This is a genomic window from Blastococcus atacamensis, assembly GCF_002938425.1.
Classification (GTDB): Bacteria; Actinomycetota; Actinomycetes; order Mycobacteriales; family Geodermatophilaceae; genus Blastococcus; species Blastococcus atacamensis.
This window is the reverse complement of sequence record NZ_POQU01000093.1, coordinates 1-13,710: the sequence shown is the minus strand read 5'-3', so window position 1 is coordinate 13,710 and position 13,710 is coordinate 1. Positions and strand designations below refer to the sequence as shown.

The 13,710-nt window shown below is 74.0% G+C and carries 14 protein-coding genes; 3 read left to right on the top strand and 11 right to left on the bottom strand.

The genetic code is table 11. The annotated features are described in order from the left end of the window. From C5508_RS16880 to C5508_RS20400, 5 genes are all read right to left on the bottom strand, one after another. Positions 1-615, bottom strand: a 615-nt coding sequence (locus C5508_RS16880; protein ID WP_157944132.1) for a copper chaperone PCu(A)C, incomplete at its 3' end; no start/stop codon positions are given. A 137-nt stretch (positions 616-752) separates the two neighbouring features. After that, entirely contained in the window at positions 753-1,328 is a 576-nt protein-coding gene (locus C5508_RS16875; protein WP_104526101.1) for a DUF421 domain-containing protein, read from the bottom strand. A 99-nt stretch (positions 1,329-1,427) separates the two neighbouring features. Beyond that, complete coding sequence (locus tag C5508_RS16870; RefSeq protein WP_157944131.1) at positions 1,428-2,090, bottom strand: acetate uptake transporter family protein; 663 nt, start codon at positions 2,088-2,090, stop codon at positions 1,428-1,430. A gap of 14 nt (positions 2,091-2,104) precedes the next feature. Beyond that, positions 2,105-2,587 carry a hypothetical protein gene (locus tag C5508_RS16865; RefSeq protein ID WP_104526096.1) on the bottom strand — a complete coding sequence of 161 codons (483 nt, stop codon included), beginning with the start codon at positions 2,585-2,587 and terminating at the stop codon, positions 2,105-2,107. Beyond that, the gene (locus tag C5508_RS20400; RefSeq protein ID WP_104526095.1) at positions 2,584-5,034 is read right to left on the bottom strand and encodes a molybdopterin oxidoreductase family protein; all 2,451 of its coding nucleotides are present in this window, start codon (positions 5,032-5,034) and stop codon (positions 2,584-2,586) included. Before C5508_RS20400 ends, C5508_RS16865 begins: the two co-directional genes overlap by 4 nt. A gap of 182 nt (positions 5,035-5,216) precedes the next feature. Between C5508_RS20400 and C5508_RS16855 the strand changes: the two genes are divergently transcribed. Next, on the top strand, positions 5,217-5,624 hold the full coding sequence (locus C5508_RS16855; protein ID WP_104526094.1) for a four-helix bundle copper-binding protein: 408 nt from the start codon (positions 5,217-5,219) through the stop codon (positions 5,622-5,624). A 36-nt stretch (positions 5,625-5,660) separates the two neighbouring features. Here the strand turns inward: C5508_RS16855 and C5508_RS16850 are convergent, their stop codons facing one another. The 4 genes from C5508_RS16850 to C5508_RS16835 form a co-directional block, all read right to left on the bottom strand. Then, complete coding sequence (locus C5508_RS16850) at positions 5,661-6,410, bottom strand: alpha/beta hydrolase family protein (RefSeq protein WP_104526093.1); 750 nt, start codon at positions 6,408-6,410, stop codon at positions 5,661-5,663. A 160-nt stretch (positions 6,411-6,570) separates the two neighbouring features. Then, entirely contained in the window at positions 6,571-6,999 is a 429-nt protein-coding gene (locus tag C5508_RS16845) for a nuclear transport factor 2 family protein (RefSeq protein ID WP_232797232.1), read from the bottom strand. 132 nt (positions 7,000-7,131) lie between these two features. Further along, positions 7,132-8,175, bottom strand: coding sequence for a lysophospholipid acyltransferase family protein (locus C5508_RS16840; RefSeq protein ID WP_104526092.1), 1,044 nt, complete (start codon positions 8,173-8,175; stop codon positions 7,132-7,134). A 2-nt stretch (positions 8,176-8,177) separates the two neighbouring features. Then, entirely contained in the window at positions 8,178-9,026 is an 849-nt protein-coding gene (locus C5508_RS16835) for a patatin-like phospholipase family protein (RefSeq protein ID WP_104526091.1), read from the bottom strand. Between the two features lie 109 nt (positions 9,027-9,135). Here C5508_RS16835 and C5508_RS16830 point away from each other — a divergent pair, with 109 nt between their 5' ends. Together C5508_RS16830 and C5508_RS16825 are read left to right on the top strand one after the other, a co-directional pair. Then, positions 9,136-10,344: an MFS transporter gene (locus C5508_RS16830; RefSeq protein WP_232797231.1), complete on the top strand. Its 1,209-nt coding sequence runs from the start codon at positions 9,136-9,138 to the stop codon at positions 10,342-10,344. Positions 10,345-10,413: 69 nt separating this feature from the next. Continuing rightward, positions 10,414-11,877, top strand: coding sequence for an MDR family MFS transporter (locus tag C5508_RS16825; RefSeq protein WP_232797230.1), 1,464 nt, complete (start codon positions 10,414-10,416; stop codon positions 11,875-11,877). Positions 11,878-11,880: 3 nt separating this feature from the next. On the opposite strand, the gene C5508_RS16820 is transcribed toward C5508_RS16825, so the two are convergent. Further along, positions 11,881-13,263 carry an FAD-binding oxidoreductase gene (locus C5508_RS16820; RefSeq protein WP_104526089.1) on the bottom strand — a complete coding sequence of 461 codons (1,383 nt, stop codon included), beginning with the start codon at positions 13,261-13,263 and terminating at the stop codon, positions 11,881-11,883. A gap of 42 nt (positions 13,264-13,305) precedes the next feature. After that, on the bottom strand, positions 13,306-13,524 hold the full coding sequence (locus tag C5508_RS16815) for a hypothetical protein (protein ID WP_157944130.1): 219 nt from the start codon (positions 13,522-13,524) through the stop codon (positions 13,306-13,308). Between the last annotated feature and the right edge of the window lie 186 nt (positions 13,525-13,710).

The following is a 13,710-nucleotide window of genomic DNA, read 5'->3' as shown; positions in this document are numbered from 1 at the left end:
AAGTAGTGATCGACTGACTATTTTTCGTTTTTTCTTGTTTTTTTGTCGAGCAGTAGACGGCACACGAGCTCTAGTACGGTCTCGTCGGCTCGGTGATGTGTATAATAGACAGAGATCGAAGGGCTCGTCGGGCTCCTGACCTTCGGCGGCCACCATGGCGTCGACGGTCACCTCGCCGGACTCCTCGAAGGAGAAGGTGACCGGGATGGACTCCGACGAGCGCAACGACGTCCGCAGGTCCTGGAGGACGATCGACGGTGCACCCTCGGCGCCGACGTACACGTTGTCGCCGGCCGGCACGCTGATCACTCCTGCCGAGCCGTCGACCGTGATCGCCGCATCGGCGAAGTCCGGACCGCGGACGTCGAGGAGGCCGTCCTCGGTCTGCCCCGTGTTGGCGATCCCGAGGTAGAGCTCCGCGTCCTCCCCGACGTCGTAGACGCCGTCGGGTGGGTAGGCCAGCTGGACCTGCAGCACCTTCACCGCCTCGCTGACGGGCTCGTCCGGCCCCACCGCGCCGCTGTCGTCGACGTCGGGGGTCTCCTCCCCGCAGCCGGCCAGGACGAGGGTCACCGCCCCGGCGACCGCCCACAGCCGTGCACTTCCGGTCGACATCGCTCTCCTCCTCCGATCGGTGGTCGCGAGCGCACCGACCCGCAGGTCCCGGTCGGCCGTCTGCTCGCTCCTCCCGGCTGCCCGCGCCCACTGCCGGAAAACGACCTCCCGGACCTCCGTCACGGAACTGACACGGATCAGCTCGTGCCGGGCCGGTCCTGTGACGTTCCGGGAGGAGGACCCGGCTGGCGGCGCAGCGGCGGCCCGACGTGCTGGACTCCCTCGAGCGCGGTCCCGTCCCCGAGCCGGTCGGCCGGGACGACGCTCAGCGACCCGTCGCTCTCCAGCACGACGGCCGCCACGCGCGAGAGGTCCCCGCACCCGGTGGCCCGCACGGCCTGGCGGATCTCGTCCACCGACACCCGCTGGTCCCTCAGCGCCGCGGCCACTGGCTCGCCGTCCCGGAGGACCAGCGTCGGGCGGGCGGTGACCACCGATCGCAAGCCGGGGCGTCGAACGGTGGTCCAGGCGACGACGAACTGCGCGGTCGCGAGCAGCGCAAGCGCGACGATTCCCTCGGCCAGCGACACGTCGCTGCTGAGCAGGATCGTGGCCAGGGTGGAGCCGAGGGCGACGGTGACCACAAGGTCGAAGGCGTTCAGCTTGGCCAGGGTCCGCTTCCCCGAGAGGCGCAGGACGAGAACCAGGCAGGCATAGGCGCTCACCCCCACCGCCAGGATCCGCCCCAGGTCGGACCAGGAGTCGAACCACATCGTCACGACCCTCCCGCGCGGGTGGTCGTCACGAGCCGGCGTGCCCCGGCGGCCCGCAGGACCACGTCGATCAGCACGCAGCGCCTCCCGTCCGCGCCGTCACAGCTGCGGGCGGACGCCGGGCTCGGCGGCCAGGTCGCCCGGGGACAGCGAGCCCTCGCCCTGCACCGCGGCCCGGCCCGGACCGCGTCGGCCCAGCGGCAGCACGGTGCGGCCGTGGCTGCCCTCCAGCTCGAGGGCCAGGGCCGCGTAGAGGGCGATCACGGCCAGCGCGATGCCCACCCAGCCGGCCGTGGCCTTCCACCCGGCCGACGCGGTCCACTCGTAGCCGCCGGTCACGGCGAAGCGTGTGCCGGCCACCGCCATCACGAGGGCGGGGACGAGCTTGGCCCCGGCGGAGACCGCCGGGACGAGCATCCCGATGGCGGCGACGAACAGGAGCACCGCCAGCCCGCGGCTGGTGGTTCCGGGCGCCGCCGTCAGCGTGGTCAGGCCGACCACCGCCCACGTGCCCGACAGCAGTCCCATCCCTGTCGCCGCGACCGGGTCGCGCGCCCGGAAACCCATGACCGAGGCGAGCAGCTGCAGGGGAACCGTCGCGCCGAGGGCGGTGAGGGCCGCCACCCGGCCCTCCGCGGGCGGGACCCACTCCAGCTGGACGGCGGAGAACACCACGGTGGCGACCGACAGGGCCAGGAAACCGAGGGGCAACGGCGTGGCCAGCGGCTGGAGGACGACGCGGCTGGCGACGGACTCGGGCACGTGGGGTCCCGACATCAGCTCACCAGCGCCTGGGTCGCGGACTCCTTGAGCTTCGCGTTGGCCCAGCGCAGTTGGCGAAGGGTGTCGGGGTGGCAGCGCTCCGCGAGCTCCAGGAGCTCCGGCTTGCGCGCACCCTGGGCGGCCTGGGCGAGCAGCTCCCAGTCCAGCGAGACGCCGGCGGCCTCGCGGTGCACGTGGCGGAGGTCGGCGAGCAGGAGCAGTCCCGGCTCGGGACGGCGGCCCAGGAGGTCCGAGGTGGCCTGCTGGATCCGCTCCAGGATCTTGGGCTCCCCCTCGGGTCGGGGGTCGAGGTCGACGCCGAAGTCGGTGCCCACGCGGGCGAGCTCGGTGACGTGCCGCTGGGACCAGCGCGCCAGGTCACTGGCGACGTGGAAGACCTCGTGGTCGGCCTTGTGCCGGTCGGCGACGGCGAGCAGGACGCGCGCCAGGTGGTTCTCCGACCGGTGCAGCTCCTCGATGGCGAGACCCAGCTTCATCGTGCCCCCGCCTCCTCCGTGACCAGGGCGGCGTCGCCGCCGCGGGTGGGCGGGACGCCGGCGGCCACCGGTCGCGATGCGGTGGTCGTCGGTGCCGACGAGGGCCCGGTGCCCTCCGACAGCCGGGTGACGGCAGCGGCGGCGGTCTTGAAGATCGGCTGCTTGGACGCCGGGTCCCACTCGGTGATGGTCAGCTCGTTGGCCGCCCGGCCCTCCTCCCGCGCCGGCTCGTGCCCCCCCGGGGAGTCCCAGTAGCCGTAGTGGAAGGGCAGGAAGAGCACGCCGGGCCGGATCCCGCTGATCCGCAACCGGGCCTGCACCCGGCCACGCGGCGTGCTCACCTCCAGCAGGTCGCCCTCGGCGAAGGCGCGGTCGGTGGCGTCGCTCGCCGACATCTCCACCCAGACCTCCGGCGCGGCGGCCTGCAGCTGCGGTGCGCGGGCGGTCTTGGTCCGGGTGTGGAAGTGGTAGAGCGTGCGGCCGGTGATGAGCTGGAACGGGAAGTCCTCACTGGGCAGCTCGTGCGGCGGCAGGTACTCCGCGGCCTTGAGGACCGCCTTGCCGGTCGGGTTCAGCGCCTTGTACTCGGTCTCGGAGACCGGTGCGCCGGTCACCAGGTCGCGCCCGTAGCTCTCGCAGTAGGAGGGCTCCGACCAGAACTTCCCGTCCTCGTAGATCCGCTCGCTGCCATCGGGGTGCTCGTCGTTGCACGGCCACTGGATGCCGCTGCCACCTCGGAGCTTGTCGTAGCTCAGGCCGGTGTAGTCGCAGGGGCGCCCGCGGCTGCACTCCTTCCAGCCCTCGAAGGCGGCCTCGGGGTCGGACCACTTGACCAGCGGGGCGCCGTCCTTGTCCTTCAACCCGAGCCGGTGCGCGTAGTCCACGAAGATGTCGAAGTCCGGCCGGGCCTCCCCCGGCGGCTCGACCGCCTTCTCCGACAGGTGCACGGTGCGGTCGACGTTGGTGAACGTGCCGGTCTTCTCCCCCCAGGTGGCCGCGGGCAGGACGACGTCGGCGAGCTGGGCGGTCTCGGACAGGAAGATGTCCTGGACGACGAGGAACAGCCGGTCCTGGGCGAGGATCGAGCGGATCCGCGCCAGCTCCGGCAAGGACACCGCCGGGTTGGTCGCCTGCACCCACAGGAGGCGGATCGAGCCCTCCTCCGCGTACCGGAAGATCTGCATCGCGTGCGTCGGGGGCGAGTAGTGCGGGATGTCCATCGGCTCGACGTTCCAGATGCGCGCCAGGTCGGCGATGTGGTCCTTGTTGGTCCAGTTCCGAAAACCCGGAAGGTCGCCGTCGGCGCCGGCCTCGCGGGTGTTCTGCGCCGTGGGCTGGCCGTTCATCTGCAGGACGCCGCAGCCGGGCTTGCCGAGCATGCCCCGCAGGATGTGCACGTTGTTGACCTGGACGGCGGCGGCCGTGGCCTGGTGGGACTGGTAGAAGCCCTGCAGCACCGAGGAGAGCAGCCGTTCGGCGGTACCGAGGATGCGGGCCGCTTCGCGGATCTGCTCCACCGGCACGTCGCACACCTGCGCGGCCAGCTCGGGCGGGTAGTCGCGGACCCGCTTCTCGAGCTCGGCGAACCCCACCGCGTGCGCGTCGACGTAGGCGCGGTCGATCCACCCGTTGGCCACGATCTCGTACAGCAGCGCGTTCATCAGCATCACGTTGGTGCCCGGGCGCGGCGCCAGGTGCACCGTCGCCGCGCGAGCGACCGGCGTCTCCCGGGGGTCGACGCAGATGACCTGCGGTGGGTTCGGGCCCGCCAACCGGTCGAGGACCCGGCTCCACAGCACGGTCTGGGTCTCGGCCATGTTGTGCCCGTAGAGGGCGATGACGTCGGCGTGGTCGATGTCGGTGTAGGAACCGGGCTGCCCGTCGCTGGCGAAGGACTCCTTGAGCGCCGCGGCCGCTGTCGCGGTGCACAGCCGGGTGTTGCCGTCGACGTGGTTGGTCCCGATGCCACCGTGGGCGATCAGCCCGAGCGTGTAGTACTCCTCCAGGAAGAGCTGGCCGGTCGTGTAGAAGCCGATCGCGCTCGGGCCCTGCTCGTCCAGCAGCTCCCGGGTCCGGCCCACGACGGCGTCCATCGCGGTGTCCCAGTCGCACTCGACCAGTTCCCCGTTCCGCCGGATCAACGGCTTCGTCAGCCGGTCCGGCGAGTTGTTGGCCTGCCAGCCGAACAGGTCCTTGGGGCCGAGGCGGCCGTGGTTGACCCGGTCCACCGCCCGTCCACGGACGCCCACGATGCGGTCGTCCTTGACGGCGATGTCCAGCCCGTCGCCGTTGCTGTGCAGGATCGTCGCCGACTGCACCCAGCGGTCCACGTCCTCCTCGGTGAGCCCGTCGGCGAGGTGGCTGTCCACGCGTACCGGCCAGGTGTCACCCGGTCCGTACGGCGTGCGCGAACCCCATGGTTCGGCGATGCGATCGATCCGTGGCATCGGTCCTCCTCCTCGGGTCGGCGCGCGGTGTCGCGGGCCGACCCGGCCCTTACCCGCGCTCGCATCCCCAACCGCCGGACCACATGACAAAAAGATGACACCGTGCTGAGCGGCCCGGAGGTCGGGTAGGGCGGCGGAGGCGGCCGCAGCCGACCCGCCGACCACCGACACGAGGAGGAACCGTGAGCGTTGCCGGACCGATGCTGGACACCTACCCCGCAGACCTCGGAGGCATCGACCGCGACCGGCTCCGGGCATGCATCGAGGCGTGCATCGAGTGCGCCCAGGCCTGCACGGCGTGCGCCGACGCCTGCCTGAGCGAGGAAATGGTCGCCGAGCTCCGGACGTGCATCCGCACCAACCTGGACTGCGCCGATGTCTGCGAGGCCACGGTCCGCGTGCTCTCCCGGCACACCGGCTACGACGCGAACCTCACCCGCGCCGTGCTGGAGGCCTGCGCCGCCGCCTGCAAGGCGTGCGGCGACGAGTGCGGCCGGCACGCGGAGATGCACGAGCACTGCCGCATCTGCGCGGAGAGCTGCCGGCGGTGCGAGCAGGCCTGCCGCGAGCTCATCGCCGCACTCGGCTGAGGGCCGGCGCCGGCCCGGGTGGGGTGCGGCGTGGGCTCAGCCGGCGAGATCGGCGAGATCGGCGAGCGCACCGAGCACCGCGGACCACGCCGCGCTCGCCGGGTCGATGAGCGGGAAGTGACCGCCGTCGACCCGGCGGAGCACGGCGTCGGGGTGCGCCCGCAGGTAGGACTCGCTCACCGCGACCGGCACGATCTCGTCGCCGGTGCCGTGCACGATGCGGACCGCTCCTCCGGGCCCCGGCAGCCGCGCCGGATCGAGGTCGCGGCGGGCGTCGGCGCTCTGCCCCAGGAAGGCCCGCACCGCTCCCCCGCCCAGGCCCAGCGCCTCCGCCACCCGCAGGTCGGCGGCCGGTGCCAGGGCCAGCACACCCGCGGGCGCGTGCGGCGGGTCGAGGGTGGCCGCGGCCAGCAGGGCCAGGTGCCCTCCGGCGGAGTGACCGGCGAGCACCACCGGCCGGCCGGTGAACGCCGGGTGCTGGGCGACCGCGCGGACCGCCGCGTGCACGTCGGCCACCGTGAGGTCGGGGCTGCCCGGCACGCGCCGGTACTCCGGCGCCACGCTCGACCAGCCCGCCGCGGCGAGCGCCTCGGTCATCGGCCGGACGTGCATCCGGTCGAACTGCGGGCGCCAGAAGCCGCCGTGCAGCAGCACGAGCACCGGTCGGACGGCCGCGCCGGCGGCGACGCGGACGTCGGCCACCTGGTCGTCGTCCGGGCCGTAGCGGAGGACGGCATCGGGCCGGGACGAGGGGCGGGTCACCACCGACCGGTCCTCGGGAGCCATCAGCTGTCACTCGATCGGCGGGGATCCATGCCCCAGTCCTACTCGACCGGCGGGTCGCGCACCGGGCGGGGATGGCGTTCCCGCGGCCTGCGGCTCGGGCTCCCACCGCTGAGGACGAGTTTCGGTGAGCCGGCGACGGCGCTGGCGCACGTCGAGCAGCTCATTCGGACGACGAGCGGCTGACCCTCCGGTCACCGGTCGACAGTCGCCGGCCCATCTCCTCGTGCACGACCTGGATCGCCTGCAGCGGGCGCATCATGACCCGGAACTCGACGATCGCGCCCGCGTCGTCGCAGCGGATGATGTCGACCCCGTTGACGTACGTGCCCTGCACGCTCGTCTCGAACTCCAGGACCGCGGTGTCCCCGGTCAGGACCTCCTTCGTGTAGCGGAAGGTCCCCGTGGCCGCGTCCCCGGCCAGGCTCTGCGCGGCCGCCTCCAGGTACCGCGTCGTGATCTCCTTGCCGCGCTGCGGGGTGTAGACCACCGGTGAGTAGAAGACCACGTCGTCGGCGAGCAGGGCCTCCAGGCCGCCGGGCAGATCCCCGGCCATGAACCGGTGCCAGCGGGCGATGACGTCGTCGATCACGGGTGCTCCTCCGATCGGGCGGCAGGCGCAGCGGCGCCTCGCACCGATCCTGGCCCTCCCGCTCCGGCCGTACCAGGCCGGCGATCGCCGCGGCGCCGGACCGGTCAGCCAATGAGCGGGCGCCGCTCCCGGTCACCGCGTCCCGGGCGCCTGCTCCGCCGCGGCGGTCGTGGTGATCCAGGCGTCGATCGTCTCCCACCACCGGTAGAGCCACTCGGTCTGCTCCTCCGGCTCCTGCGGCACCTCGTCGGCCGGGACGAACCACCACCGCAGGTGCAGAGTCTTGTCCATCGGCAGGCCGCGCCACAGGTCCCGAACCGTGCTCAGGTGCTCCAGCCCGGTGTGCGCGACGAAGACGACGTCCGCGTGGGGTGCGGCGCGCAGCGCCGCGGAGACCCCCGCCGGCCGGGGAGGCAGCACGTGCCGCATCGCCTCGGCCCGCCGTACCGCGGAGACCAGCCCCCGGCTGCGCAGCCGCTCGATCGCCCTCATCTTCCGCTTCGGGGTGAAGTTGGCGCCCTCCGGGAAGATGAGCAGCGCGTCCTCCTCCCCGAGCCCGCGGGCCAGGTCGGCGATCGCGTCCTCGGAGCGGTAGCCGTCGGTCCGGTCGGACGGGACGAAGTGGTTCGGCAGGCGGTTGAGGTAGACGTCGAGCAACGGGTCCAGCTGCAGCACGTCCTTGAGCACGATCCGCGGCCGGCGCAGGTGGTCGCGGTTCATCAGCGTGTGCACGAGCAGGAACGAGTCGCCCGGCCCGGCATGCCGGGAGAGCACGACCATGGCGTTGGTGGATCCGGGCACCCCGTCGTCCAGCGGTGACCAGGACGCGCCGTCGGTGACCACGCGCAGCGCGAACAGCCGCTGGGCCGCCCGCATGGCGACGTCGAGCAGGCGGCGCAGGGCTGCGTGGTGGGCCCGCTGCGAGGCCGGGGCTTGCAGCCGGCGACCGCAGCCCGCGCGCAGCCACAGGACCGCGGCGGTCGCGAGCCCGGCCACCTCGAGCGCCGAGTACACGAACGCGAAGGCGAGCAGCCGCAGGGCACGCCAGCGACCGGGCAGGACCACCGAGAGCACCGCTCCCGCCGCGACGAGCGCGGGCGACAGCAGCAGCCCGACGGCCAGGGCGGCGACCAGCAGCGGACCGGTGACCCGGCGGACCGGACGGGGCGGCAGCACGATCAGCTCCTCCCGTCCAGGTGGATGCCGGCTGCCGCGTGTGCGCGGTCGATCCGGTCGCCCACGCCGGAGAAGTCGCGGTAGCGGAGGTTCCCCGCCCTGGACGGCGCTGGATCCCCCGCCGGCAGCACGTGCACGGTGACCCCCGGCGGCAGGGCCGCCAGGTCCGCGGCGAACCGGTGCCTCCGCGCGATCTCGAAGGCCACCAGCCCCACGTCCCACGGCCGCGCCGGCGGGCGCAGCGGGCGGTCGATCCGGCCGACGTGCAGCACGTAGATCGTCGTGGCCCCGAGGGAGACGGCCCGCCCGACCGGGATGCTGTGCACCAGCCCGCCGTCGAGGTAGTGCTCGCCGTCGATCTCCACCGGTGGCAGCAGGCCGGGCACGGCGGACGAGGCCAGGACCGCATCGACCAGGGGGCCGTCGGTGAACCAGTGCTCGGCGGCGCGCTCGATGCTGGCGGCGACGCAGTGGAACGGGACCCGGAGCTCGGCGAAGGTCCGGGCGGGCAGGTGCTCGACGAGCAGGTCGCGCAGCGGCTCGCGGGGATGGAGGTGCGTGCGGGTCCGCACCAGCGTGCTCGCCCGGGCCCAGAGGGAGCCGGCGAAGACCCCGCGGGATCCCAGCTCCTGCCACACCGTGCGCAGCCGGTCCACCGCGGCCGGCGTGGGGTCGGCGGCCACCAGCGCGCCGTTGATCGCGCCCACCGACGTGCCGACCACCACGTCGGGCCTGATGCCGCGCTCGATCAGTGCCTGCAGCATGCCGACCTCGGCCGCACCGAGCACTCCCCCGCCGCCCAGCACGAACGCCGTGCCGCCCGGCTCGGCCGGCACCCGTGGCGAGGACATGGCCGCATCGTGTCATCCACGGCGGACCGGCAGCAGCCCGGCGAGCGGTGCGGGCCGCGGCGGAACCCGCCGACGACGTCGCCGAGGAGGGCGTGCACCATCGGTCGTCGTGCGTTCAGTACGGCCCGACGGCCTCCCCCGGGAAGTACGCGTCCTCGCCGTCATCGCGTTCGTCGTCGCCCTCGGGTTCGGCATCGTGGCCCCGGCGATCCCGCTGTTCGCCCGCGATTTCGGTGTGGGCCGGACGGCGGTGGGGCTGGCCGTCAGCGCCTTCGCCTTCTTCCGGTTCGTCTCGGCGTTCGGCGGCGGCACGCTGGTGGAGCGCTTGGGCGAGCGGGTCGTGCTGGCCGCCGGGCTGGCGATGGTGGCGGTCACCACCGGCCTGGCCGGGCTCGCGGGCTCCTTCCCGGTCTTCCTCGCACTGCGCGGAGCCGGCGGTGTGGGCAGCGCGATGTTCACCGTCGCCGCGCTCTCCCTGCTGTTCCGGGTGGCCCCACCGACGCACCGGGGGCGGGCCGCCGCGACGTGGCAGGGCGGCTTCATCCTGGGCGGCATCGCCGGGCCGGCGGCGGGCGGTCTGCTGGCCGAGCTCTCGCCGCGGCTGCCCTTCTTCCTCTACGCCGGGTTCCTGCTCGTCGCCGGCGCCGTCGCCCTGGTGTTGCTGCGGGCCGCCCCCGCCGCGGCCGACGGGCAGCCGGTCCCGGGGCCCGACCTGGGCACCGGGCCGGTGCGCCTGGCCGCCGCGCTGCGCAACCGGGCCTACGTCGCCGCCCTGATCGCCAACCTCGGCACCGGCTGGTTCCTCTTCGGCGTCCGGAACTCGATGGTCCCGCTCTACGTCACCGAGGAGCTCGGGCGCACGGTCGCCTGGGCCGGCGCCGGGCTGCTGGCCGGATCGCTGGCGCAGGCGCTGGGTCTGCTGCGCTCGGGCCGGCTGGTCGACCAGTGGGGACGGCGACCCTCGCTGGTCCTCGGCGCGGCGCTGGCCACCGCCTCGGTGGTCGCGCTGGTGTTCCCCCCGCAGCTGGTCGTCTTCCTCGTCTCGATGGCCCTGTTCGGGCTCGCCGCGTCGCTGCTCTCCAGCGCTCCCGCCGCCCTCGTCGCCGACATCAGCCCGGCCCGCGGCGGCCGCCTGGTGGCGGTGTTCCAGATGTCGGCGGACCTTGGGGCCGTCGCCGGTCCGCTGGTCGCCGGGTGGCTCGCCGACGTCGCGTCGTTCCAGTGGGCGTTCGGGGTGACCGCTGTCGTCCTCGGAGCCGGTCTCCTCGCGGCCTTGTCACTGCCCCGGCCGGCCCGGGGAGTGCCGGCCGCAGGCTGAGCCGGACCGACGTGCCGCCGGTCGGCGATCTCACATGGCGCATGTCGTTAGCCGTTCTAACCTCGACCGGTGAGCGGACAGCGGGGCACAGCGACGTCGGGTGTCGGATTCCGGTCGGAACGCGGCCCGGTGCTCATCGGGCTGATGCTCTCCACGGGCCTCGTCGCCATCGACGCGACGATCATCGCCACCGCCGTCCCGTCGATCGTCGACAACCTCGGCGGTTTCGCGGAGTTCCCGTGGCTGTTCTCGGTCTACCTGCTGGCCCAGGCGGTGACCGTCCCGGTCTACGGCAAGCTGGCCGACGTCTTCGGCCGCAAGCCGGTGATGCTCTTCGGCATCGGCCTGTTCCTGCTCGGCTCCGTGCTCTGCGGCCTGGCCTGGAACATGACCGCGCTGATCGCCTTCCGTGCGGTGCAGGGCCTGGGCGCCGGCGCGGTCCAGCCGATGTCCATGACGATCGTCGGCGACCTCTACTCGCTGGAGGAGCGGGCGAAGGTCCAGGGCTACATCGCCGGCGTGTGGGCCATCTCGTCGGTCGTCGGCCCCACGCTCGGCGGGATCTTCGCCGAGTACGTGAGCTGGCGGTGGATCTTCTTCGTCAACATCCCGCTCTGCCTGGTCGCCGCGGCCATGATCGGTCTCCGGTTCTCCGAGCAGGTCCAGCGGCGCCGGCCGCGGATCGACTACGCCGGGGCGACCGTGCTGACCCTCGCGCTCACCCTGCTGATCCTCGGCCTGCTGGAGGGCGGCCAGGCGTGGGCCTGGAGCTCGGCGCCCAGCGTCGCCGTCCTCGCCGGCGGCGTCGTCCTGCTCGGCTTCTTCGTGCTCGTCGAGCGCCGGGCGGCGGACCCGGTCGTGCCGCTGCACCTGCTGCGCCGCCGGCTGCTGGTCGCCACCAACCTGGTGTCCGCCTGCGTCGGCGCCGTCCTGCTGGGCCTGACCTCCTACGTCCCGACGTTCGTGCAGGACGTCCTGGGCACCGGACCGCTGGTGGCCGGGTTCGCGCTGGCCGCCCTCACCATGGGGTGGCCGCTGTCGGCGTCGCAGGCCGGCCGGGTCTACCTGCGCATCGGGATCCGGTCGACGGCGCTCATCGGTGGCGCCGTCACCGTCGTGGGCGCGGCCCTGCTGCTCCTGCTCGGCGAGTCCTCCGGCGTGCTGGAGGTGGCGGCGACGGTCTTCCTCATCGGCCTGGGGATGGGCTTCACCGCCGCGCCGACGCTCATCGCCGCCCAGACCGCCGCGCAGTGGCAGGAACGGGGCGTGGTCACCGGCGCGAACATGTTCTTCCGCTCCGCCGGGAGCGCCGTCGGTGTCGCGGTCTTCGGTGCGCTGGTCAACGCCCGGATCGGCGCCGGCGGGGAGGCGGACACCGTCGACCCCTCGACGCTGACCTCCGCGGTGCACTCGGTGTTCCTCGCCACGGCGGTGCTGTCGGTCGCCATGCTCGCCGCGACGCTGCTCATGCCCCGTGACCGGGGGCGCGCGCAGCCCTCGCCGCAGGCCGCGGAGCAGGCCGTCGCGGGGTGACCGCTACCAGAGGACGCCGGGGTTGAGGATCCCGAGCGGGTCCAGCGCGCCGCGCACCCGCTGACCGAGTTCCATCACGTCCTCCCCCAGCTGCGCCGGGAGCGCGGCCCGCTTGGTCCGCCCGACCCCGTGCTCCCCGGTGATGGTCCCGCCGCACTCCAGCGCCACCCGCAGGATCGCGGCGAACGCCTCCTCCGCCCGGCGGCGGGCGTCGGCGTCCCCCGGCGGGAAGACCAGCGCCGGGTGCAGGTTCCCGTCACCGGCGTGCGCCACGACCGGGATCTCCGTCCGGTGCTCCCGCGCGACGGCCTCGATCCGCTCCATCGCGGTGGGCAGCTGGTCCACCGGCACGCAGATGTCCTCCGCCAGGACCGAGCCACGAGCGCTGATCGCCGGGCCGGCCGCGCGCCGCGCCTCCAGGAACAGGTCCCCCTCCGCGGGGTCGTCGGTCGCGAAGACGCTCCGGGCACCGGCCTGCTCGCAGCACTCGGCCATTCCCGCGACCTCCACCGACCGCGCCGCCCCCGGCGCGTCGGACTGCCCGATCAGCAGCGCGCCGGCGTCGCGGTCCAGGCCCATCGGCGAGAAGGCCTCCACGGCGTCGATGACGGCGGAGTCCATCAGCTCCAGCATCGACGGGCGGACGCGCGCACCCATGGCCACCACGGCGCGGGCGGCGTCGCGGGGGCCGTCGAAGTAGGCGACCAGCGTCGCCGCCGGGCTCGGCAGCGGGATCAGCCGGAGCACCACGCGCGTGATCACCCCCAGCGTGCCCTCGTTGCCGACGAAGAGCTCCAGCAGCGGCAACCCGGCGACGTCCTTGACGGTGCGCCCGCCGAGGCTCACCAGCCGCCCGTCGGCGAGGACCACGTCGAGGCCCAGCACGTAGTCCCGCGTCACCCCGTACTTCACGCAGCAGATCCCGCCGGCGTCGGTGGCGACGTTCCCGCCGATCGTGGAGATGCGGAACGAGCCGGGGTCCGGGGGGTACCAGAGCCCGTGCGCGGCGGCGGCGTCCTTGACGGCCGCGTTGAGGGCTCCGGGCTCCACGACGGCGGTGCGGGTCGCCGGGTCGATCTCGACCCCCGTCATGCGCTCGGTGCTGAGCACCAGGCAGCCGTCGACCGCCGTGGCGCCCCCCGCGAGGCTCGTTCCGGCGCCGCGCGGGACCACCGGCACGCGGTGCTCGGCGGCCCAGGCGACCGCGGCCCGGACGTCCTCGGCCGATCCGGCCCGCACCACGGCGAGCGGGAACCCGGCGTCGGGCAGCCGGGTCCAGTCGTGCCGGTACGCCTCCGTCGACGCCGGATCGGTGAGGACCGCGCCCGGGGGCAGGGCCGCCCGCAGCGCATCGACCGGGGCACCGTCCGTTCCCGCGCTGGCCATGCCCCACGCAACCAGGCCCGGCCCCGGCGCCGCAAGCGGGGCTCAGGGCCGGTCGGCAGCGTCCTCGCGCGCGCCCGAGCGGGACGCCAGCCACTCCTCCCACTCGGCACGCCGGTCGCGCCCCAGGCCGGCGACGAGCAGGACGGCCGCGACGAGGGCGACGACGACCGCCACGGCCACGACCAGGCCGACGGTCTCCCACTGGAACAGCGGGGAGACCGTCATGCTGCCCGGCAGCGGTGCGGAGGGGCTCGGTTCCATCAGCCCAGGGTGCGCGGCCGCGGCGGCACCGAAACGCACCGGGAAGGGCACCTCACCCCTCCGGGTGGGACGCCGGAGCACGCCGGCCCGGAGGCGCCCGGGAGCCGCCCCGCCCGTCCGGGTGAGGAACCCCCGCCGACCCCCCGCCGCGGCGCTCGGAGCGCCGCGGCGGGGGGTCGGCGGGGG

Excerpts from the sequence above, each read along its gene's own strand:
- C5508_RS16820 (WP_104526089.1), bottom strand. The coding sequence starts at position 13,263 with ATGGCCAGCGCGGGAACGGACGGTGCCCCGGTCGATGCGCTGCGGGCG.
- C5508_RS20400 (WP_104526095.1), bottom strand. The coding sequence starts at position 5,034 with ATGCCACGGATCGATCGCATCGCCGAACCATGGGGTTCGCGCACGCCG.
- C5508_RS16850 (WP_104526093.1), bottom strand. The coding sequence starts at position 6,410 with ATGGCTCCCGAGGACCGGTCGGTGGTGACCCGCCCCTCGTCCCGGCCC.
- C5508_RS16865 (WP_104526096.1), bottom strand. The coding sequence starts at position 2,587 with ATGAAGCTGGGTCTCGCCATCGAGGAGCTGCACCGGTCGGAGAACCAC.
- C5508_RS16835 (WP_104526091.1), bottom strand. The coding sequence starts at position 9,026 with ATGTCCTCGCCACGGGTGCCGGCCGAGCCGGGCGGCACGGCGTTCGTG.
- C5508_RS16815 (WP_157944130.1), bottom strand. The coding sequence starts at position 13,524 with ATGGAACCGAGCCCCTCCGCACCGCTGCCGGGCAGCATGACGGTCTCC.
- C5508_RS16875 (WP_104526101.1), bottom strand. The coding sequence starts at position 1,328 with ATGTGGTTCGACTCCTGGTCCGACCTGGGGCGGATCCTGGCGGTGGGG.